This window comes from Huintestinicola sp. (assembly GCF_051882455.1).
Taxonomy (GTDB): domain Bacteria; phylum Bacillota; class Clostridia; order Oscillospirales; family Ruminococcaceae; genus Huintestinicola.
Genome location: NZ_JBJERV010000032.1, coordinates 1 through 20,733 on the forward strand (window position 1 = coordinate 1; position 20,733 = coordinate 20,733).

Genomic DNA, 20,733 nt, shown 5'->3' on the forward strand with positions numbered 1-20,733 from the left:
CCGATGACGGAAGCAGAGCTATTGTTGACACTTTTGCAAACGGTGACGGAGGAAACATCAAAGCCGCAGGCACAACCGCAAACGCTGCCGCCGCGCTTGCCCTTGCACATACAGCTTACAAGGACGTTGACTCCGGGTATGCCGAAAAGCTGCTTTCCGCTGCGGTCAAGGGTTGGGAATATGCCATAAAAAATCCCGATATAACATCATCGGGGACCTACGGCAGCGACAAGACCGACCACCAGATATTCTTTGCTGCGTGTACCTTGTATTATGCCACAGGCGAGGAAAAGTATCACAACTATATCCGAGAGAATTACAAAAATTTTAATGCTTATGATATGAACTCATTCGGACACGGCTCCGATAATATGACAAAGCTTGCCCTTGCCGAATATCTTGCCTGTGAAAACAAAGACGCCGAGATCACTGAATGGATAAGCAAGAAGTTCAACACCTGGAAAAAGAATATTCTGTCCAATGCCCGTGCAAATCCATGGGGAACTCCGCTGCCTGACTGGGCATTATGGTGGGGAAGCAACTCCAACGCATTAAATACTGCGATGGAAATGTACATTACGGATCATTTTCTGGACGGAAATACAGCTGAGTCAAAAAAGCTTGCTTCGGAAACTGTCAACTTCATATTCGGTATAAATCCTACCGGAAGATCCTTTGTGACAGGCATAGGCGAAAACAGCATCAAACGTACATACAGCGGGATTTTCGGCGAGGACGGTATCGAAGAATTTCCCGAAGGCTACACCCCCGGCGGAATAAATATGTACGATGGCAGCATTATATCACGTTTTCCGGGCAAGTGCCACTCCGATACGGCACTTGATTGGGTTACAGATGAGAATTCTATCTACTATCAGTCGTCACTGATCTTTGCAGCTGCAATGCAGACAGCAAAAGAATAAAAACCATAGTATAAGAACCTGTCTTCGTCAGAAACAGCCGTGCCGACATTTTTAAAATTATCCGATACTTTGTATCAAATCAAAAAAAGCTGCCACAGTATCGCTTCGGGCGATTTTCTGTGGCAGCCTGATGATTTGCTGTATCTGTCATTATCGTGATCGCGAAAACTTCTTTATGGCAGCTCGATCGACCGAAGAACTCTTTTATTTTTTTGCTCTCAGCACATCCTTTGTGCGCTTGTCTGCAAAGCGCCATAGGGCGTTTCTGTCCTTTTCCTCGGCGTAATCTATCCCCACACGTCTGCGCCGCTCTATCTCGGGGCGAAAGCCGTCATCGGTAATGCATATCTCGGAGTTCCCGATAACAGAGCTGCCGTTTAAGGCTTTGTCTATCCTCAGATATTTCGTGAGCCTTGCGGGTCCTTCGTAATTTTCGCAGGCGCGGATAAGAACGCCCTGGGGCTGCTCCCGTTCCCCCGAAATGATGTTAAAAAGCCAATGCATACCGTAGCAGAGATAAACATATATCGTTCCCGCTTCACGATAGAGAAGCTCCGTTCTGGGAGTGCGCCCCTTTGAAGCGTGACAGGCAGTGTCCTCCTCGCCCCGATAGGCTTCGGTCTCGGTTATCCGCAGCACAAGCTCCCCGTCCCCTGTCTTACGGACGATAAGCTTTCCCACCAGGTCGGGTGCAAGCTCAAGGCAGTCCCTTCGGAAAAATTCCGCTCCCAGAGGAATATACTTACTTTTCATCATCGTCTCTCTCGTTCTGTGACATTTTTATCCTGTTCTGTCTCATTTCACGATAAAAGTCACGGTGCCTGAACCTGTTAACCATTCCGCCGAAATGATCCTTGCCGAAAAATATGCCGTACACAAGAAATGCAATGACCACCGAAAGCTGCATACCCAAAGCAAGTAAAGGGAATATGGGATAGATCGCAAACGCTTTTATAAATCCCGAAAGCATAAACACAGCATCGATAAGCGCCATCCACTTTGCCTCGATGGGTATCACCATAAACATCATAAACCGATGATGGGGATCAAGATGAGCGTAAACAAGGAACAGGGAGAAATACAGATATGAAGCGCTTGTATATCCCGTTACAAAGCCCGAGATTATGAGCAGCGCCGCTCCAAGCAGGAAATACATAGTAAGATTATGGCTGCCCCACTCGTTCTCCGTCTCCTTTCCGATAAAGTAGTAGAAATAGACCGAGAACACTATCCATATGGGACTTGCAGTATCGGGAAGCATCAAAAATGTAATGAGCCTCCACACCTGTCCCTCCAGTATCGCCGCTTTGTCAAAGGACAGATACAGCGACAGCATTCCGTCGGTAAACAGGTCGCCTACGAAAATTATTGCCATTGAAGCGGCAATGTAGGTCATAAGATTTTCAATGGCAATATTCCGGAAAAACCTTTTGATCTTGTATTTTAATTCCATCTGAAAGCTCCTTTTTTAAAAGATAATAAAATTATACCACAATGATTTGTATATTTCAAGGAAAACTATTGCAAAAATCAAAAAAATGAGTTATAATATATTTACATAATATTTTATGAAAGGTCGTTTTAAAACAATGAGCTACACTGTAACTCCCGATTCCATCATCGGCGATATCCTCGATACCGATATGGACACCGCTCCCTACTTCTTCGAGATCGGTATGCACTGCCTGGGCTGCCCCGCTTCAAGAGGCGAGTCTATTGCCGACGCCTGCGCCGTTCACGGAACAGACGTTAACGCTCTCGTTGCAAAGCTTAACGAGCATTTCGCACAGAAGGCATAATTTCTGAGCAAAACGGGAAGCGGCGGTAAAATGCCGTTTCCCGATTTTTATTTAGGTTTGATTCAGGACGGTTTTTCTATGATACTTAAAGACAAAAGGCTTCTCCTGTGCGCAGAGCTTGTCACGGGAGATATTATATGCGATATCGGCACGGATCACGGCTATCTCCCCGCTCATCTTATCCTGTCGGGGAAATGCCGCAGGGCAATTGCCGCCGATATAAACGAAATGCCCCTTGAAGCGGCAAAATGCGTATTCAGGAAAGAAAACATCTCGGACAAGGCGGATTTTTTCCTGTCTGACGGCTTGAAAAACGTTCCCCTTGAGGGCGTGACGGATATCGTCATTGCGGGAATGGGGGGCGAGCTTATCTCAAGGATAATCGCCGCAGACGAAAGGACAAAAAGCTGCGGTGCGGCATTTATCCTTCAGCCTATGACAAGGGCGTCGGAGCTGAGAAAATTCCTCTCGGAAAACGGCTTTGAGACCGACTGCGAAAAGGGCGTAAAAGAGGGCAGATTTATCTACTCGGTCATAAGGTGCCGCTATACGGGAGTATGCCGTACTCTCTCCCCTGCCGAAGAGATCATCGGCAGGCTTGACTCCTGTATTCCCGAGGACAGGGATTATATTCTTCTGCAGTCGGACAGGCTGTCAAGGTCCGCCGAGGGAATGAAGGAAAAATATCCGGTCAGGTCGGCAGAGCTTATGAAATTATCCCGGGAACTCAAAGAAATGTGCGAAAAGGAGCAGCTTTGATATGGTAAAGTTTCACATTCCGAATTTTATGGAAAGATTTGACGGCACTATGAATTTGACCCTTATAGGTATGATCAAAAAGGCTCCGCAGATGTTTTATGACGGGGTGGAGATAGCCAGCGTTTTTGACTCATTCCCTGTGATATGGAACGGCGGACGCATTATGGCTGGATATATGGATATAAGCACTGCCGAAAGGGCAGTCCCTCAGTATCTGGGACGCTTTAACGCACTGGGTATTCCCTGCCGTCTCACCTTCACAAATCCCCTGATAACCGAAAAGGAGCTTGCGGACCCCGTCTGCAACAGGGTGCTTGATATCGCCGACAACGGCTTAAACGAGGTCATCGTTTTTTCGCCCCTTCTTGAGGAGCATATCAGACAGACCCACCCGCGAATGAAGATAACCAGCTCCACCTGCAAGCAGATAACCGGTGTTCCGGAGCTTAAAGCCGAGCTTGAGAAGGACTACAGCCTTGTGGTGCTCGACTATAATTTCAATAATAATTTTGATGTGCTGAAAGCCCTTCCTCATAAGGAAAAATGCGAGCTTCTCTGCAATGCGGTGTGCGTTCCGAGCTGCCCCAGACGAGGAGAGCATTACAGATTTATCGGCAAATACCAGCTTGAGCACTGCTGCCCCGAGGAGCTTGAAAGGATACGAAAGGGCACAGCAAAGATAGAGGAATGGAAATGCCCTCATATGAACAACAACGCCTTTATGAGAAGAAGCTCCCCTCTCCACATTTCTCCAAAGGATATTTACACAAAATACGCTCCCATGGGCTTTGTGAACTTCAAGCTTGAGGGCAGGGGCAATATTTTCCCCGACCTTGCCGAGCAGTATGTTTACTATATGGCAAAGCCCGAGTATAGGGATATCGTGAGATACAACCTTCTCTGCTCCGCAGCCGCTGCGGCAGGCTCGGGACGGCAGGTATAAGGAAAGGACTGTAAATATGACAACGGTAAGGGATATTTATGATTTTATAGACAGCGTTATCCCCTTTTCCACTCAGGAAAGCTGGGACAACAGCGGATTTCTTGCAGGCGACCCGGATATGGACGTTCACCGCATTATAACCGCTCTTGACATCACAAACCATGTGATAGACGAAGCGATATCGGAAAAAGCGGAGCTTATCGTGAGCCACCACCCCGTTATTTTCACGCCCCTTAAAGCCGTAATGGCAGGCTCACCCACAGGCAGAATGATACGGTCAGGAATTTCCGCCATCTGCACCCACACCCCCTTTGATATGTCCCCTCTGGGAATGAACAAGGGGCTGTATGACCTGCTTTCGGAGCCGCTGGGATTATCCGACAGCTCTGTCCCCCTTGAGGAAACGGGAGAAGGGCTTTCCGTGGGCAGGATATACGAGCTTGAAGCTCCCCTGTCACCCGAAGAAGCCGCAAAAAGGGCAAAAGCGGCTCTCGGCTGCTCTGCGGTGAGATTTTCGGACGGCGGCAGGGAGATACGAAAAATCGCCGTTAGCTCGGGCTCGGGAGGCAGCTTTGTTGGACTTGCTCAGAAAAAGGGTGCCGACGCACTTATTTCGGGAGACTTCAAGCACGACGCATTTATCGACTCGGGAAACGAGGGCTTTACCATAATCGACTGCGGACATTTCCATACAGAGCGGATATTCTGCGGCATTATGAAAAAGCTGCTTTCCGAGGCTTTTCCCGAAATAACAATTACCGAAGCGAAAAGCTGCACCGACCCTGCAAGCTATATCCTATGAGAAAGGACTGAAAAAATGAGCGGATTTATCTGCCCCGTATGCCGCCTGCCCCTTGAACGGGGAGAACATTCCTATAAATGCGAAAAGGGACATTCCTTTGACATTTCCTCAAAGGGCTATGTAAATCTCCTGCTCTCAAAGGATATGAACGCAAAGCTCCCGGGGGACAACAAAATGATGGTAAAAGCCCGAGCGGATTTCCTGTCAAGGGGATATTATTCCCACCTTGCTGAGGAAATGAGCAGGGCTGTGACGGAAAATTTCACGGGAGGACTTATCCTTGACGCAGGCTGCGGCGAGGGATATTACACCGAGAAAATTTACCGTTCCGTAAGAGAAAAGACGGACGATGTGAAGCTGTGCGCTGTGGACATCTCAAAATTCGCCTGCGCTGCGGCGGCAAGGCGTTTCAAAGGAATTGACAGCTGCGAAACTGCGGCGGCAAGCGTTTTTCATATACCCATGGCAGACGGTTCGGCAGATGTGCTTGTGACCATGTTTGCGCCCTTTTGCAGGGAGGAATATCTGAGGGTGCTGAAAAAGGGCGGCAGCCTTATTATGGCTATCCCCGGTGAAAACCACCTTTTCAGCCTTAAAGAAGCAGTATACGATAAGCCGTACAAAAACGAGACAGCGGATTATGATATTGACGGCTTTGAATTTACAGAAAGCAGAAAAATATCCCGCAGAATTTATATTGACAATAACGAGGACATAAAAAGCCTTTTCTCAATGACCCCCTATTATTACAAAACGGGTGTCGAGGGACATGAGCGTGTAAACCGGCTTGAAAGCCTTGAAACAGAAGCTGAGTTCGAGGTGCTTATATACAGGAAAGGAACTGATACAAATGGCGCTTGACGGTGCATTTCTCCTGGCGGTAAAGCAGGAGCTTATGCCTCTTGTGGGAGGCAGGATAGAAAAAATTTACCAGCCCTCAAAGGAGGAGATAGTTTTAGGAATACGCACAAGAACGGGCAGCTCAAAGCTTCTCATATGCGTGAACGCCGCTTCCGCACGTATCCATATAACGGCAAAGCCTATCGAAAACCCCAAAGTCCCCCCCATGTTCTGTATGCTTCTGAGAAAGCGCCTGGGCAGCGGCAAGCTTACGGCTGTAAGGCAGGACGGACTTGAGAGAATACTTTTCCTTGATTTTGAGACCGTAAACGAGCTTGGGGACGTTGTTACCGTTACCCTTGCCTGCGAGATCATGGGAAAATATTCAAACCTTATCGTTATCGACCAAAGCGGAAAGATAATCGACAGCCTGAAGCGAGTGGACGACGCTATGAGCCGTGAAAGGCTTGTCCTGCCCAATATGACCTACACCGCTCCCCCCAGAGAGGAAAGGCTCAATTTCCTCATTGCGGACGAAAATGATATGAGAGAGCGGATAAAAGCCTGCGTGGGCAAATCTGCGGCAAAGTGCCTTATTTCCGTATTCGAGGGCATTTCCCCAATTCTCGCAAGGGAATGGATATACAGAGCCGCAGGCGGCAGGGACATCACCTCCGAGGACTTTGACGATGTGACTGTTGACAGCATTATCCGCGAGATAATAAGCACCCGAAACGCCTTTTATGAGGGCGGACGGGAATACACCATCGTTACCGACCCCGATGGCGCTCTCAAGGATTTCTGCTTTACAGGTATCAAGCAGTACGGGGAGCTTATGAAAACAATTCCCTGCGATACCGCCTGCGAAACTCTTGACAAATTCTACTCCGAGCGTGACAGAGCCGCAAGAATGAAGCAGCGTTATCAGGACCTTTTCAGGCTGCTGGGAAATACCTATGACAGGATACTCCGCAGAACGGAAAATCAGCGGCTGGAGCTTAAAGAGTCGGAAGAGCGTGAGGAATTAAAGCTCCGCGGCGACCTTATCTCCGCAAATCTCTATACGCTCCAAAAGGGTATGAAGGAGTTTACCTGCGTGAATTTCTATGATGAAAACTGCGGCAAGATAACGGTTGAGCTGGACCCGATGCTCACGCCGTCACAGAATATGCAGAAGTATTACGCAGGCTACCGCAAGGCGGACAATGCGGAAAAGCGTCTCAAGGTGCTTATCGCACAGGGCGAGGAGGAGCTCCGGTATATTTCCAGCGTTTCGGACGCCCTTTCGAGAGCGGTAACGGAAAACGACGTTAACGAGCTGAGAGCCGAGCTTGCCGAGCAGGGCTATATCAGGGCGCCCAAGGGCAAGCAGAAGCCCCCGAAGCCCGCTCCCCCGCTGGAATTCACATCTCCCGACGGTTTTACGATACTGGTGGGACGAAACAACAAGCAGAACGATATCCTTACCCTCAAAACCGCCGAAAAGACCGATATCTGGCTCCACACCAAGGATATCACAGGCTCCCACGTAATCATCCGGGCTGAGGGAAGAGAAGTTCCCGACGAGACTGTCTATTACGCCGCAAGGCTTGCCGCCGCTCACAGCAGCGCAAAAAATTCGGCGCAGGTGCCTGTGGACTATGTTCCTGCGAAATTCGTCAAAAAGCCCGCAGGCGCAAAGCCCGGCATGGTAATATTCACAAACAACAGGACCCTTTATGTAAAGCCGCTTGATACCGAAGAACTTTGATAAATGAAAGGAAGCTTTGATATGGACAAGACCTCTCCCCTCCCCGATATTCCCGACCTGCTTTATCCCACGGCCCAAAAGCGTGACGCTCTGAACCGCCGAAGGACTGAGCTTGCGGACAAATTCCCCTGCACATATATAAACGACCTTATGACCGATACGGTGGCTTCTATGATATGCCGCAGAAATCCTCAGAACGTGCAGAAGCTTTTCCGCGAAATGTGCACCGATACCGAGGTGATAAACTATCGCCTTGACGCTCTCGAGGACGTGATGAACAATCCAAAGCTTTCTCCTGCCGTTCACAGCGCGGCTGAAAAGCTTCTTGAGACCGAGAGCAAAAACAGCGGCGGCAACGGCTCCCCCGACAGCTTCACAGCCCTCAGCGACAGAATTGAAATGCTGGACTCCTACATTTCCTGCATGGAAAGCCTTAACAGCCTGTCAGAAGAGCTTGGCGGCGGCATTCGCTCCGAAGCCTTCCGCAGCTTTTTTGAGATAATAAAAGGGCGCTGCGAATGTGAGGAATTTGCTCAGATGAAGCGTGACATTTCCGAGCTTAAAGAAGCATTTTCAAAGAAGATACGCTCCGTCACCGTTGCCATAAATTTCAATCAGGAAATGCGTCCCGTTTCCGCGGGGATAGTCAGCTATTCCGACAAGCCCGCAGGGGAAAAGCTCAATGTTTTCGACAGGCTTTTTTACAAGACAAGCGCCTACTCCGATACTGTGGTGTCGGGAAAGCTCCGCTCGGGTCTGCCGAACCAGGACGGATTTCTGAGCGAGGCGGACAAGGCGCTTTTCGAAGCGCTCGAAAAGCTTACATCGGCATATATGAAGAGGCTTGAAGGCGCGCTGAAAGCCTATGACAGGCTGTCTTTCTCAAGGCTTTCAATGCTTACGGGACAGCTTGAGATATATGACGGCATTGCAAAGATAGCCATGACCTGCGATGCAAGAGGAATAAAAATGTGCCGCCCCGAATTTACGGACACCCCAAGAACTGCCGAAATTAAAGACCTTTTCGACCCCTGCTTTTATTTCAAAGCGGCGGCGTCAGATTCCGAGGCAAAGGGCGATGACCTTGTGGTGCGAAACAGCCTTACTATGGACGACAGCGGAAGATTTTTTATCCTGACGGGTGCAAACAACGGCGGAAAGACCACCTTTCTCCGGGGTGCGGGACTATGCTTCCTTATGGCTCAGACAGGCTTTTACGTTCCCGCGGAAAGCTGTAAAATTTGTCCCTGCGACTTCATTTTCACCCATTTCCCCAAGGAGGAGGAAACGGGCATAAACGCAAGCCGCTTTACCAACGAGATAAAGGATCTAAAGCAGATAAGTGACCTTATCACCGAAAACAGCCTTCTGCTTATGAACGAGTCCATTCAGAGCACAACTCCCAAGGAATGTGCCGAGATAGCAGCAGAGATAACCCGTATTTTCTGTATCATAGGCGTAAGGGGAATCTATGCAACACATATAACCGACCTTGCCTACAGATGTGACGATATCGCCGCAGACCCCGACTGCAGAAGTATGCCCGTAAGCATTGTGGCAGGGGTGGACAAGGAAAGCGGCAAGCGGCTTTACCGAATAGAACGGGGCGAGCCCTTAAAGCAGAGCTATGCGAAGGATATTTTCGACTCCTTCGGGATAAACGCCGAAAATATCCGCAGGAGAGTTCACAGAAGCTGAGATACTGTAACGATATTTACACAGATAATATGCTATAATGTACATAAAACTCCAGATAAAGGACGGTCAGACTAATGCTGAATATTTATTACGGCACCACAGGCACAGGCAAATCCGCCGCAATGATGAAAAGGATAAGGGAAGAAGCGGAGCTGATACGCAAATCGGGCGAAAGCAGAAGCATATGCGTTATCGTCCCCGACCAGTTCACCTTTGAATACGAGCATATGCTCTATAATTCCATGGGCTGCGGACTTTTCAACAGCGGAAATACCGAGGTGTGGTCATTTTCCCGTCTGGTGAGGGATATTTTCAGCCATAGTCATGCTCCCGAGGGACAGGCAGCCGACTCCACCGTCAAAACCGCGGTTATGTACAAGACGATCAAAAAAGCGGTATCCGAGGACGCTCTGCTTTATTACAAAAAGCAGGCTTCACGACCGAATTTCACCGCCTCCGCCCTGACCATGATAAGCGAGCTTATCCACAGCGGCGTTACCCCCGAAATAATGGGCGAGCTTGCGGGAAAAGCTCCCGAAAATATGCGTGATAAGCTGACGGACGTATTTCTTATCTACTCAAGATTTACCGAGGAGCTTTCAAAGCTTTCGCTGAGGGACCCTATGCTCGATCCCCGCATCGCTGCGGACTATGCAAGGGAATGCGGATATTTCAAGGGTATGAGCATTTTTATGGACGAGTTCAAAAGCTTCACGGGCGACCAGTACGGTCTTATGGAAACAATGCTCAAAGACTGCACAGACCTGACAGTATGCCTTACCGCCGACCGCCTTTCGCAAACGGGCTATTCCCCCTTTACAGCGGTGACAAAGACCGCCGCAAGGATAATGTCCATTGCCGATAAGCTTGACGTTAAGACCGAAACGAAGAAATTTACCGAAAACAAGCGATATAAAAGCGATGGGCTTTTTGCACTTTCGGATAAGCTCATGAGACTCCCCAAAGTCAAAAATGCCGCTTCGGGTGAGGCAGTCACCGTAGTCTGCGCTCCCGATATTTACGGGGAATGCGACTACATATGCGCAGAGATAAAGCGGCTCATTTCCGAGGATAAAGCGCTCAGATACAAGGATATCGCAGTGCTGAGCCGCAGTATGAACGATGATATTTCCATTCTTTCCGCAGCATTTGAGAGATACGATATCCCCTATTATTCCGACAAGAAACAGTCTGCGGCACATAAGCGGCTGATGATAATGATAAACGCTGCCTTAGAGCTTGCCTCCGCAAAGCGCATATCCACCGAAGCCCTCCTCCGATACGCAAAAACGGGACTTGCAAAGCCCCCGAAGGAATACGAAAAGGACGGAGAAAAGCACAGCATTTACTCCCTTGAGCCCGACGAGGAGCTTTTAAAGCTTGAAAATTACTGCTACACATGGGATATTGACGGTGAGCTATGGGAAAAGACCTTTCCCGAAACGGACGAAGCATACAAGGGCATTGACGATATCAAAAACAGGCTCCTTGAGCCGATGATCGCTCTGAGAAAGGACTGCGCGGACAAGACGGGTGCGGAAGTTTGCAGAGCAATACGCCGCTTTATGGCTTCCATACCCGCAGAGGAAAATCTTCTTGAATTCACCTCTCTCCCACCCGATGAAAACGGGAAAGCAAGCGGCAAATTCTCATTTGATGAACGGCTTGAAAAGCGTGAGAACGAACGGCTCCTTGCTCAGCTTGACGGTATCCTTTCCGGGCTTGAGACCGCCCTGCCCGACAAGATATCCCTTTCGGAATTTCGCGAGATATTCACCCTCAGCGCATCGGGCATAACCCTTTCAAGCCCCCCCGAAGCCCTTGACTCGGTAGCCGCACAGCAGTCTGACCTTGCCCGTCTGTCCGAGCCGAAAATAGTATTCGTAATGCACGCAAATGACGGCGTTTTCCCCTATGTGACAGGAGAAAGCGTTACCTTTTCCGAGAGGGAAAGAGAATTTTTCAGGCAGTCCGAGCATGACCTTTCGGGAGATGTGAAAAACCGTATCGAGGAGGAGCGCTTTAATGCATTCAAGGCTCTGTGCAGTCCCTCGGAAAAGCTGTACGTTTCCTTCGAGGCGGCTTCTTCGGACGGCTCCCCTATGTACCCCTCCGCCCTTATTTCCGAGATATGCTGTACTCTTGAGGACGTCAGGCGGATAAATACAGATGAGCTTGATATGCTCTTTTTCTGCCGCACAAAGGAGTCTGCCTATGCCGCAGCCACCGCAGGCTTTGACGCGGAAAATGCAGATTTCGCCACAGTCCGCGCGGAGCTTTCAAAGGACCCCGTTTATAAAAGCAGATTTGAATACATAGACTCCATCGACACGGGCACCGACCACTGCATAAGCGACAAAGAGCTTAACAAGCGGCTTTACGGCTCAAATGCACGTATCTCCCCCTCCCGCTTTGAGGATTTCAGCAAATGCCCCTTTATGTTTTTCTGCAAAAAGGGTCTGGGCATATATCCGCTGCCGAAAAATGACCTTAACCCTATAATACAGGGAAATATTATCCACAAATGTATGCAGGATATCTTTACAAAAAATTCCAAGAAAAGCTTTCTCGGGCTTTCAAAGGAAGATATCCTGGGCTCCATAGCCCTTTCAGCCCATGAATATATCAGGGACGACCTGGGCGGCGGCTTTGCAAAGAAAAACAGCTTTGAATTTTATCTGGACATTGCCGCCGAGCTTATGTTAAAGGTGATCCTCCATATGCAGGAGGAGCTTATGCGTTCAGACTTTGTTCCCGTTGCCTGCGAGCTGCCTGTGGGTATTTCATACCGAAGCATTCCCGATGACGATTTTTCCGAAGCTGATTTTCGTAAGGATAGCCCTCTTTCGGGCTCCGCAGAGGAAATTTACATCCGTCTTTCCGAAAAGCTGAAAGCTGCCCCCCGCACCGCAATATCCGACAGAGAGGGAGGTATGGGCATTGATTTCTCGGGCACAGCAGACCGTGTTGACGCATATATTGACGAAAAAAACGGCGGCAGGATATATCTGCGGATAATCGACTACAAAACAGGCTCCAAGGAATTTGTAAGAGAGCAGCTTGACCTGGGAATAAATATGCAGATGTTTTTCTACCTCTGGGCGCTGACACGCACAAGTGACCCCGACAAACGGAATTTTGAAGCGGCGGGAGTAATGTACGTGCCCATGAAAGCACCGAAGCTGTCAATGAAAAACAGGAATGACGATATCTCCCCCCGGCAGACGGAAATGAGCTCGTTTCGAATGAAGGGCGAAATTCTCGGTGACGAAAACATTCTGACCGCTATGCAGAACGATATATTTGAATGTACAGGCGACAGCGAGGTATTTATTCCCGCAAAGCTTAAATTCAAGGACGGAGAAGCGCAGGTCTCAAACGTGTTCACCGAGGAGGAGCTATGCGCCGATATAAACAAGGCAGAGACCCTTCTCAAGGGGCTTGCGCAGGCTCTTGACGAGGGATATATCCCTGCAAGTCCCCTGAGCAATAAAAAGCTGAAATGCGCCTGCCCCTGCGACAACTGCGATTATGCGGAGGTCTGCGGAAATTATCCCTCTCCCAAAACCAGAAGCGGCAGCATTTTCCCCGCCGCCAAAACCGAAGATGAGAACTAACGAAAGGATATGTGAAATATGGCACCAAACTGGACTCCCGAGCAATGCGCCGCCATAAATGTAAAAAACAGGGCAGCGGTGGTATCAGCAGCCGCAGGAAGCGGAAAGACCGCCGTATTGGTGGAAAAGCTCCTGCGTATCCTTTCGGACAGGAATGAACCCGTTTCGGCGGACAGGATAGTGGTGGTGACCTTCACAAACGATGCCGCCGCACAGATGAAGCAAAGGCTCTGCGCCAAGCTTGCAGAAGCTGCCGAACAGGACCCCGAGAACGACTGGCTGGTTTCTCAGCAGGCTCTTATCCCTTCGGCAAAGATATCCACTATCCACTCGTTCTGCTTTGATATGATTCGCGGAAATTCCGCTCTCATTGACGCAGACTCCGGCTTTAGAGTGCTTGACCAGTCCGAGGACGACGCAATTTCGGCACGCGCGGCGGAAAATGTTTTTGACAGATGGTTTGCGGAGCGTTCGGAGGATATGAAGCGGCTGACGGATTTTTTCTGTCCCGATTCGCGAAACGATGAAAGGTTGGCTGCGGTAATACCTCCCCTCAGAAGCAAGCTGCTGGCGCTCCCATTCCCCGAGGACAGAATGAACGGTATTGCCGCCGCATATGAGCATACTGCCGAAATACTCGGAAAATGCTGCTCCGAGGCCGTTTCCGAGGAGCGAAAAAATGAACTGCTTTGTGACCCGCTTATCTCCTATTACCTGAAAAACTCACGGGTAAAGCTTGCCAAAGCCCTTGACAGCCTTACCGCCGCCGCAGATATGCTTATCGGGGAATATGAAAAAATAATTTCCGAGATAATCCTGCAAACAAGCGGTTCGGACGAAAAGCCCTATGCCGACACACTTTCATCTATAGAAAAAGCTAAGGGGATAATAACCGTCCTTGAGGGAGAGAAAAATTCCGCCGCCGTAATGAAAAAAAAGCTTGAAGCAGACCTGTTTTTCCCCTTTTCGGGAGAAGGTCTGAACGTTACGGCAAGGCTTACTCTGAGCAAATCATTTAAATACAAGGTCAAGCCCGCAGGAGCCAAAAAAGCGGAAAGCTATACCGCCGCTCCTTCTCAGGAGGTGCTTGACAAAGGCAAGAAGCTCCGTGCGGAAAGCCTTGACACCGTTAAGAAGCTTTCGGGACGATACACCCTCTCCGACCTTTTTTACGACTTCAACCGTCACGGGGAGATCTGCAGGCTGCTGTTTGCCCTTATGAGCGATATTTTCGCAGAGGAAAAGCTGCTCAGAAGCGAGAAAAACGCTCTCAGCTTTTCCGACGCAGAGCAGCTTGCGGTGGAGCTTCTTTGCAGCCGTGACGAAAGCGGCAATATTTCCCCCACTCCCCTTGCAAAGGAGCTTTCCGACTATTTCCACATCGTTATGATAGACGAATTTCAGGATTCCACCGCCGTTCAGGAGCTAATTTTCCGTATGCTCTCAAAGGGTGGCAGCGCCGACGCTCCCGGAACAAATTTCTTTGCTGTGGGAGATGTGAAGCAGTCAATTTACCGTTTCCGCTGCTCCGACCCCACAATTTTCCTTGCAAATATAAGGGATAGCGTTGACTATAAAGATGACGGAAGCTGTGACAGAGCAAGGATATATCTGAACCGCAATTTCCGAAGCTCTCACGGTGTGGTGGAATTTGTAAATGCAGTATTTGAGAGCATAATGTCCGAGGAAAACGGCAGCGTTTTGTACGACGATACCGCAAAGCTTATTGAGGGCGCAGGTATCGGAGATATTTACGGTCCCACGGAAATAATAACCCTCCCCCCCTCGGTCTCCCCCGAAGAAAACGAGGAGGAAGAGACACAGGACAGCGAGGAAAACGGCTCATTGACCGAAGATGACGGCGGACTTTCCTCTCTTGATATAATCGAGGCAAAATGCACCGCCGTGCGGATAAAGGAGCTCCTTGAAAACGAAAAGATAGAGGAAAACGGCGAACTGAGAGCCGTGCGCCCCTCGGATATCTGCATACTTATGCGCGGAGTGAAAAAGGCGGGGATATATGTAAGCTGTCTTGAGGAGCTTGGCATAAGCGTTCAGGGTCCTGCGGAGGAAAGCTATCTCGGCTCAAGGGAGATAGCTGTGCTTATAAATCTGCTCAGATGCATCGACAACTGCACCCTTGACGTGCCTATGGCTTCTGTGCTTATGTCTCCCATGTTTATGTTCACCGCCGAGGACATGGCAAGGCTCAGAGTAAAGCGCAGCTCCTCGGTATATAACGATGTGCTGCTGTCCTCAATGGGCAAAAAGGACGTTCCCGAAAAGCTTAAAAGGCAGTGTAAGGATTTTCTTGACGTGTTCGGCAGACTGAGAGAATACGCCGCCGTCCACACCGCCGCAGAGCTTATCGAGTTTATCTACAGCAGGACGGATTTTATGGCGGTGGTATCGGTCTACAAGGACAGCGCAAAGAAGAAGGCAAACCTCCGTCTCCTGCCCATCTATGCGGAGAAATTCGACAAAAACGGCTCGGGTGGATTAAGCGGATTTCTGCACTTTATCGACTCAATGCTCCGAAACAAGAAGGATTTCCAGTCCGCCTCGGCAGTTTCGTCTGTAAGCGACAGCGTTTCCATTAAGACCATTCACAAGTCCAAGGGACTTGAATACCCCTTTGTATTCCTCTGCCGAAGCTTTGTTAAATTCAATCTCAGGGACACCTCGGGCAGGATAGTTTTCTCTCCATTCCCCGACGGCAGCGGCAGCAGCGTTGGCTTCAGGATAACCGACGGGGCAAAGTACGCCGTTTACGAGTCATTCCCCCGTGAGGTGCTCAGCGAAATGCTGAAAAAAAGCCAGCGGGACGAGGAGATGATGCTCCTTTACGTGGCTCTCACCCGTGCAAAATACAAGCTTTTCATCACCCGAAGGAATGACAGCGAGCCAATAAGCGCAAAGCGGACTGTGGCTGACAGGCGAAGGGAGCTTGCAGAGCTTATCGTGACCACCGAAACAGGCTGTGACTGCCGTGAAGCAGTGGGCGAATGTATGTGTATGGAGCAGTGGCTGGACGTGGCGCTGTCGCTGTTTGAAAACGGTGAAAACAGCGGCGAAAAGATTCGCGGGGAATGCAGGGTAATGTTCACCGAGGGAAAAATATCGGAGGAAACAGCTTCGGACGAAAATGCCGTCTCCCCTGCCGCCCTGCCCGATGAAAGCCGAGCAAAAATACTGAGAGAAAATCTCTCCTGCGATTATGACGATACCCTGTCCGTGACCGCTTCAAAGCTTACCGTAAGCGAGATAGCCAAAAAGCACGAGCCGAAGCTCAGAAGATTTTTCGGGGAAACTGCACGGAAGAAAGCCGAAAAAAAGGCTGCGGCAGGCATATCCGCCGCCGACCGGGGCACAGCAGTCCACGAATTTATGCAGTACTGCGATATCACAAAGCTTGCGGCGGTATCTCCCGAGAAACGTGACAAAGCCATTTCCGAGGAAGCCGCACGGCTTTGCAGAACAGGACACCTCACCGAAATTCAGGCAAAATGCGCCGACCCCGAGATGATTGGTCAATTTCTTGACAGCGAGCTATGCGGAAGGATCATCCGCTCGGAAAATGTTATGAGGGAAAGAAAATTCCTGGTGAAGATTGCCGATTTATGTATTGATGAAGAAATTCTTGACAATTCGGGGCTGAGGGTTTATAATAATACCGAGGGAATGTTACAGGGCGTTGCCGACCTGCTCTTTGAGGAGGACGGCAGGATGATACTTGTGGATTACAAGACCGACAGATACATCACCCCCGAGCAGCTTAAAGCCCGTTACAGTATGCAGCTTTATCTTTATGCAAAGGCGCTTTCCCTTATCCTCGGAAAGCCCGTCTCCGAAGCGTATCTCTACTCCTTTGAGCTGGGAGCTGCGGTAAAAACGGAGCTTTCTCCCGAAAATATCATTATATAATATAGCGTGATTTTCCCAATGTGGATAATATAAAAAAACGGCTCTGAAAGGAATGGTCAAATTATGGAAAACAATAACGCAAGACGCCCAAAAGCCGCACCCAAGCCCGCACCTGCAGCAGGAATGCTCCTGTCCTCGGTAATTCTCGGAGTGAGCATAATCATTGCGGGAGCCTCGGTCAATGGCTCTGTAAAAAAGCTCACCGCCGCTGTTGAGGCTCAGACCTTTGCGTCAAGCTACTCCTCCCCCTCGAACATCACCGTTAATAACAGCGCCCCCAAGAATTATTTCACCGAGACCGAAGCTGCGGCTTACCTTAATATGACCGTTGACGAGATAAAGGCGGCTATCACCAAAAAGGAGATAAAGGAGTACGTCAAGACCTCCGCAGGCTATTCCATTTCCAAGGACGTGCTTGACGATTATTTCGAGCAGAAGGCATACGAGAGCCTTAATGCAGCTAATTCCGAAAGCTCCGAAAGCTGATGCCGCCCCGGAAAAGGGGTAACAATATGACAGACAGGATAAAGGTAAAAATAAATCATCACCCTGTGAGCTATCGCTGTATCGAATTATTCGGCGGGATCTTTGTATGCTTTCTTCTGATGTTTGCAGCAGGAGCAAGCCACTCGATCGGACTGATGATCGCTTCATATATAAGCCTGTTTGCGATATTTGGATTGGGCGAATTTTTCAGCGCTATAAACGGCTATCTTTCCGTCTATGATGAAGCCATACACTTTCGCTACATAAAATACGAGTCAAGTATCCCACTCAGTAACATCACCGAGATAAGCTACGGAGTATACACAGAATATGCGGGACGAATGAGTACAAAGCGGATTTCCCTGAATATTAAAACCGTTGACGGCGCGGAACATTCCTTTAATGATAAAATAAACGAGGAAGAGCTTGCCTCATCGCTTGACACAAACAGTAAGTGCAATGTTCCCATTATACGAATATACAGATTTTTGGCAGAAAGGCTTCCCGATAAGGCTAAGGGGTATGTGAAGCCCGAAAGTATCGGGGATATGCTTTAACACGTCAGCGAACAAATAAAGATAATACAGAAAAACGGGGAAAAATTATGTTGATAGATCATTTAGTTAAGCTGATATATTATTTAGTTATCATCTCGTGGATATTGTTCCCGATAATGCAGAATATCTGGAAAAAGCAGGACCATGAATTTATTAGATTTTTAAATAATAACAGAGAAGAAATAATGAACGGTGGAAGCTGTGAATTTATGGGGTTTACATATACAAGAGAGACCCGTGTGATACGCTTTTCCTGCTGCATTTCGGTCATCATACTGACCCTGTGCCGTTCAAGCTGTATCGTCCCCACAGACAGATCTGGCGCAACAAGGCTCCTTTGTGTCCTTATGACGCTATTAGGCGGCTGGTGGGGTTTTCCCTGGGGTCCCATACGCACAGTGCAGACGATCTGCGATACTGCCAGAGCAACGGAGATCTCTTTGTATGATGTCTATACCCGAGGAGTGATATGACCGGGAAAAGCTGCGGGGTAGACTAAGCCGGACAGCTTTGAACAGTCTATAAAAACATAATATCAAAACACAGCATAAATTGTAAATTAAGGCGCAATAATTAACTTGTCTCATATCAAGGTTTATGGTATCATTACCTTAACAGCAGAAAATGCTAAAGCTCGGGTCACAAACCGACCGTATTTCTATTGAAAGGTGAATGATAACTATGAAAAAAGTATTGCGTACAGGTGCGGCTTTATGCTTATCAGCCGCTGCTCTCACAGCCATAGCTGCAAGCGCATATGCAGAAGCAGTTGATTTTGAGGACGGCAACTACTCCTTTGTATCCGTAAAGACAGACGACGGCGGAGACCTTTCCGTTCTTTCCGTTGAGGAGTTCAACGGCTCAATGCAGCTCAAGGTAGACGTTCAGGACTGCTCACTCCTGCCCAAGATCCTTTTCAGCATGAACGATATTGTCGGCACAGACAACCTCTCCGATATCGATAAGATACTTATGGACATTACATTCGCCTCCAAGGACGGCGTAACAGCTCCCGGCTGGATCGGCGGCTGCTTAGGCAGCGCAGGAGGAGACGATACTCCCGCCTGGGACCAGACAGATTTTGAGGGCGGCGAATATGAGAACCCCGTTTCCGAACCTATGACCATCGAAAGAAAGTTCCTGCTCCCCTCCAAGAAGTATGTGAGCGGCACCGAAGGCTCTGTTGCACAGCTTATGAGATGGGGCACAGAAGTACCTTACTATATGTACGTTGACAACATCAGAGTTCTTGACAAGGACGGCAACGAAATGCCTATCATGCTTTCCGCCGCTCCTGCAGAAGAAGCTCCTGCCGAGGAGGCTCCCGTTGAAGCAGCTCCCGCTGAGGAAGCACCTGCCGAGGCTCCCGCTTCCGACGGAGATACAACTTCCTCCAAGACAGGCAATACAGCAGCCGCTTCCGTTGCAGCAATAGCTGTATGTGCAGCAGCTGTCGCTGTTATCAACCGCAGAAAGTAATTTCATTTACTGTCTCATAGAGTGCAGAATGATCTTTTCTCATTCTGCACTTTATTATGACTATAAATTTTGTTAAATCACAACATAAAAGTATTCCAATAAACCGATTTGTTTGTGAATTCATACATATTTTGATTTTCCTATTGACATAACCGTGCATACGTGATATAATACTTGAGTACGAAAAATAAAGCAGAGCTTTCCGCTCTCACCCTGCTGCAAAGGCACGCAGTGGTCAATAATTTTTAATTCGTCCGCGGTATCTTTATATATTTGCGGTACGTCTGAGAAATTATACGGCGGAGCTTTGGTTCTGCCGTTTTTTATTTCACATTCATTTATAGTTAATTTGATTTTTTGGGGGTGCTCGCCATAGCTAACAAGGATAGCAAGGAGCTTCAGATCAATGAAGAAATCCGTGACAAGGAGATCAGAGTAATAGGTCCCGACGGCGCACAGCTGGGTCTTATGTCCGCAAGGGACGCGCAGAAGCTTGCCGCAGAAAAGGATCTGGATCTTGTAAAGATCGCACCGCAGGCTGTTCCGCCCGTGTGCAAGATCATGGACTACGGAAAGTATTTGTTCGAACAGGCTAAGCGTGAAAAGGAAGCAAGAAAAAATCAGAAGGTAGTCGAGATAAAGGAGATCAGAATGTTCTCCACCATCGATACCCACGATTTTGAAACCAAAACAGCCCAGGCTGTCAAGTTCCTCAAGGGCGGAGATAAAATAAAGGTTTCCGTTCGTTTCCGTAAGCGTGCCATCGCTCATCCTCAGCTTGGAGAAGAGCTGCTTGAAAAATTCAAGGAGGCCTGCGCAGAAGCGGGAGTCGTTGAAAAGTCTGCAAAAATGGAGGGAAGAGCACTTGTAATGTTCGTTTCCCCCAAGGCTTCAAAGTAACCGATCATTTCAAAATAACTGTAAAAATAAAGGGAGGATATTTCTATGCCAAAGCAGAAGACTCATTCCGGAGCTAAGAAGCGTTTCAAGCTCACCAAAAACGGTCTCGTAAAGTATCAGAAGACCAACAAGAGACACAGACTCACTCAGAAGGATCACAAGCGCAAGAGAATTGCTCGTAACATGGGCGTTGCAGGTTCAGCAAATGCTGCTACACTCAGAGAGCTTATGCCCTACAAGTAATCGGCAAGGCTCG

Annotated in this window: 18 protein-coding genes; 16 read left to right on the forward strand and 2 right to left on the reverse strand. The window is 48.8% G+C overall.

The features are described 5' to 3' along the window. Nucleotides 1-923, forward strand: a 923-nt coding sequence (locus tag ACI4J0_RS04100; RefSeq protein WP_439764546.1) for a glycoside hydrolase family 9 protein, incomplete at its 5' end; no start/stop codon positions are given. Between the two features lie 204 nt (nucleotides 924-1,127). Here ACI4J0_RS04100 and ACI4J0_RS04105 read toward each other — a convergent pair. After that, nucleotides 1,128-1,679 carry a DNA-3-methyladenine glycosylase gene (locus ACI4J0_RS04105; RefSeq protein ID WP_439764547.1) on the reverse strand — a complete coding sequence of 184 codons (552 nt, stop codon included), beginning with the start codon at nucleotides 1,677-1,679 and terminating at the stop codon, nucleotides 1,128-1,130. Continuing rightward, nucleotides 1,666-2,376, reverse strand: a complete 711-nt coding sequence (locus ACI4J0_RS04110) for a rhomboid family intramembrane serine protease (RefSeq protein WP_439764548.1) — start codon at nucleotides 2,374-2,376, stop codon at nucleotides 1,666-1,668. Before ACI4J0_RS04110 ends, ACI4J0_RS04105 begins: the two co-directional genes overlap by 14 nt. A 136-nt stretch (nucleotides 2,377-2,512) precedes the next feature. Here ACI4J0_RS04110 and ACI4J0_RS04115 point away from each other — a divergent pair, with 136 nt between their 5' ends. The 15 genes from ACI4J0_RS04115 to rpmI all read left to right on the forward strand — a co-directional run bounded on the left by ACI4J0_RS04115 (nucleotide 2,513) and on the right by rpmI (nucleotide 20,720). Continuing rightward, nucleotides 2,513-2,722, forward strand: a complete 210-nt coding sequence (locus ACI4J0_RS04115) for a DUF1858 domain-containing protein (RefSeq protein WP_432649856.1) — start codon at nucleotides 2,513-2,515, stop codon at nucleotides 2,720-2,722. A gap of 78 nt (nucleotides 2,723-2,800) precedes the next feature. Then, complete coding sequence (locus tag ACI4J0_RS04120; RefSeq protein WP_439764549.1) at nucleotides 2,801-3,481, forward strand: class I SAM-dependent methyltransferase; 681 nt, start codon at nucleotides 2,801-2,803, stop codon at nucleotides 3,479-3,481. A 1-nt stretch (nucleotide 3,482) separates the two neighbouring features. Beyond that, complete coding sequence (locus tag ACI4J0_RS04125) at nucleotides 3,483-4,424, forward strand: hypothetical protein (protein ID WP_439764550.1); 942 nt, start codon at nucleotides 3,483-3,485, stop codon at nucleotides 4,422-4,424. 16 nt (nucleotides 4,425-4,440) lie between these two features. Then, nucleotides 4,441-5,226: a Nif3-like dinuclear metal center hexameric protein gene (locus tag ACI4J0_RS04130; RefSeq protein ID WP_439764551.1), complete on the forward strand. Its 786-nt coding sequence runs from the start codon at nucleotides 4,441-4,443 to the stop codon at nucleotides 5,224-5,226. A gap of 15 nt (nucleotides 5,227-5,241) precedes the next feature. Beyond that, on the forward strand, nucleotides 5,242-6,087 hold the full coding sequence (locus tag ACI4J0_RS04135; protein ID WP_439764552.1) for a putative RNA methyltransferase: 846 nt from the start codon (nucleotides 5,242-5,244) through the stop codon (nucleotides 6,085-6,087). Then, nucleotides 6,077-7,816 (forward strand): Rqc2 family fibronectin-binding protein, encoded by a 1,740-nt coding sequence (locus tag ACI4J0_RS04140; protein WP_439764553.1) that lies wholly within the window; start codon nucleotides 6,077-6,079, stop codon nucleotides 7,814-7,816. Before ACI4J0_RS04135 ends, ACI4J0_RS04140 begins: the two co-directional genes overlap by 11 nt. 3 nt (nucleotides 7,817-7,819) lie before the next feature. After that, entirely contained in the window at nucleotides 7,820-9,514 is a 1,695-nt protein-coding gene (locus ACI4J0_RS04145) for a MutS-related protein (RefSeq protein WP_439764554.1), read from the forward strand. 74 nt (nucleotides 9,515-9,588) lie between these two features. Beyond that, the gene (locus ACI4J0_RS04150) at nucleotides 9,589-13,131 is read left to right on the forward strand and encodes a PD-(D/E)XK nuclease family protein (protein ID WP_439764555.1); all 3,543 of its coding nucleotides are present in this window, start codon (nucleotides 9,589-9,591) and stop codon (nucleotides 13,129-13,131) included. Between the two features lie 18 nt (nucleotides 13,132-13,149). After that, complete coding sequence (locus ACI4J0_RS04155) at nucleotides 13,150-17,055, forward strand: UvrD-helicase domain-containing protein (protein WP_439764556.1); 3,906 nt, start codon at nucleotides 13,150-13,152, stop codon at nucleotides 17,053-17,055. A gap of 63 nt (nucleotides 17,056-17,118) precedes the next feature. Next, nucleotides 17,119-17,541, forward strand: coding sequence for a hypothetical protein (locus ACI4J0_RS04160; RefSeq protein ID WP_439764557.1), 423 nt, complete (start codon nucleotides 17,119-17,121; stop codon nucleotides 17,539-17,541). A 26-nt stretch (nucleotides 17,542-17,567) separates the two neighbouring features. Then, nucleotides 17,568-18,098: a hypothetical protein gene (locus ACI4J0_RS04165; RefSeq protein ID WP_439764558.1), complete on the forward strand. Its 531-nt coding sequence runs from the start codon at nucleotides 17,568-17,570 to the stop codon at nucleotides 18,096-18,098. 47 nt (nucleotides 18,099-18,145) lie between these two features. Continuing rightward, the gene (locus ACI4J0_RS04170; RefSeq protein WP_439764559.1) at nucleotides 18,146-18,571 is read left to right on the forward strand and encodes a hypothetical protein; all 426 of its coding nucleotides are present in this window, start codon (nucleotides 18,146-18,148) and stop codon (nucleotides 18,569-18,571) included. A gap of 208 nt (nucleotides 18,572-18,779) precedes the next feature. Beyond that, nucleotides 18,780-19,577, forward strand: coding sequence for a hypothetical protein (locus ACI4J0_RS04175; RefSeq protein ID WP_439764560.1), 798 nt, complete (start codon nucleotides 18,780-18,782; stop codon nucleotides 19,575-19,577). 357 nt (nucleotides 19,578-19,934) lie between these two features. After that, the gene (gene infC, locus ACI4J0_RS04180) at nucleotides 19,935-20,477 is read left to right on the forward strand and encodes a translation initiation factor IF-3 (protein WP_439764561.1); all 543 of its coding nucleotides are present in this window, start codon (nucleotides 19,935-19,937) and stop codon (nucleotides 20,475-20,477) included. Nucleotides 20,478-20,522: 45 nt separating this feature from the next. Further along, nucleotides 20,523-20,720 (forward strand): 50S ribosomal protein L35, encoded by a 198-nt coding sequence (gene rpmI, locus ACI4J0_RS04185; protein WP_022474285.1) that lies wholly within the window; start codon nucleotides 20,523-20,525, stop codon nucleotides 20,718-20,720. The last annotated feature ends 13 nt before the right edge of the window (nucleotides 20,721-20,733 follow it).

Bases quoted from the DNA above. Each gene is read 5' to 3' on its own strand.
- ACI4J0_RS04160 (WP_439764557.1), top strand. From the start codon at position 17,119: ATGGAAAACAATAACGCAAGACGCCCAAAAGCCGCACCCAAGCCCGCA.
- ACI4J0_RS04140 (WP_439764553.1), top strand. From the start codon at position 6,077: ATGGCGCTTGACGGTGCATTTCTCCTGGCGGTAAAGCAGGAGCTTATG.
- ACI4J0_RS04155 (WP_439764556.1), top strand. From the start codon at position 13,150: ATGGCACCAAACTGGACTCCCGAGCAATGCGCCGCCATAAATGTAAAA.
- ACI4J0_RS04125 (WP_439764550.1), top strand. From the start codon at position 3,483: ATGGTAAAGTTTCACATTCCGAATTTTATGGAAAGATTTGACGGCACT.
- ACI4J0_RS04165 (WP_439764558.1), top strand. From the start codon at position 17,568: ATGACAGACAGGATAAAGGTAAAAATAAATCATCACCCTGTGAGCTAT.
- ACI4J0_RS04175 (WP_439764560.1), top strand. From the start codon at position 18,780: ATGAAAAAAGTATTGCGTACAGGTGCGGCTTTATGCTTATCAGCCGCT.
- ACI4J0_RS04145 (WP_439764554.1), top strand. From the start codon at position 7,820: ATGAAAGGAAGCTTTGATATGGACAAGACCTCTCCCCTCCCCGATATT.
- ACI4J0_RS04130 (WP_439764551.1), top strand. From the start codon at position 4,441: ATGACAACGGTAAGGGATATTTATGATTTTATAGACAGCGTTATCCCC.
- ACI4J0_RS04105 (WP_439764547.1), bottom strand. From the start codon at position 1,679: ATGATGAAAAGTAAGTATATTCCTCTGGGAGCGGAATTTTTCCGAAGG.
- ACI4J0_RS04110 (WP_439764548.1), bottom strand. From the start codon at position 2,376: ATGGAATTAAAATACAAGATCAAAAGGTTTTTCCGGAATATTGCCATT.
- ACI4J0_RS04120 (WP_439764549.1), top strand. From the start codon at position 2,801: ATGATACTTAAAGACAAAAGGCTTCTCCTGTGCGCAGAGCTTGTCACG.
- rpmI (WP_022474285.1), top strand. From the start codon at position 20,523: ATGCCAAAGCAGAAGACTCATTCCGGAGCTAAGAAGCGTTTCAAGCTC.
- ACI4J0_RS04170 (WP_439764559.1), top strand. From the start codon at position 18,146: ATGTTGATAGATCATTTAGTTAAGCTGATATATTATTTAGTTATCATC.
- ACI4J0_RS04115 (WP_432649856.1), top strand. From the start codon at position 2,513: ATGAGCTACACTGTAACTCCCGATTCCATCATCGGCGATATCCTCGAT.
- ACI4J0_RS04150 (WP_439764555.1), top strand. From the start codon at position 9,589: ATGCTGAATATTTATTACGGCACCACAGGCACAGGCAAATCCGCCGCA.
- ACI4J0_RS04135 (WP_439764552.1), top strand. From the start codon at position 5,242: ATGAGCGGATTTATCTGCCCCGTATGCCGCCTGCCCCTTGAACGGGGA.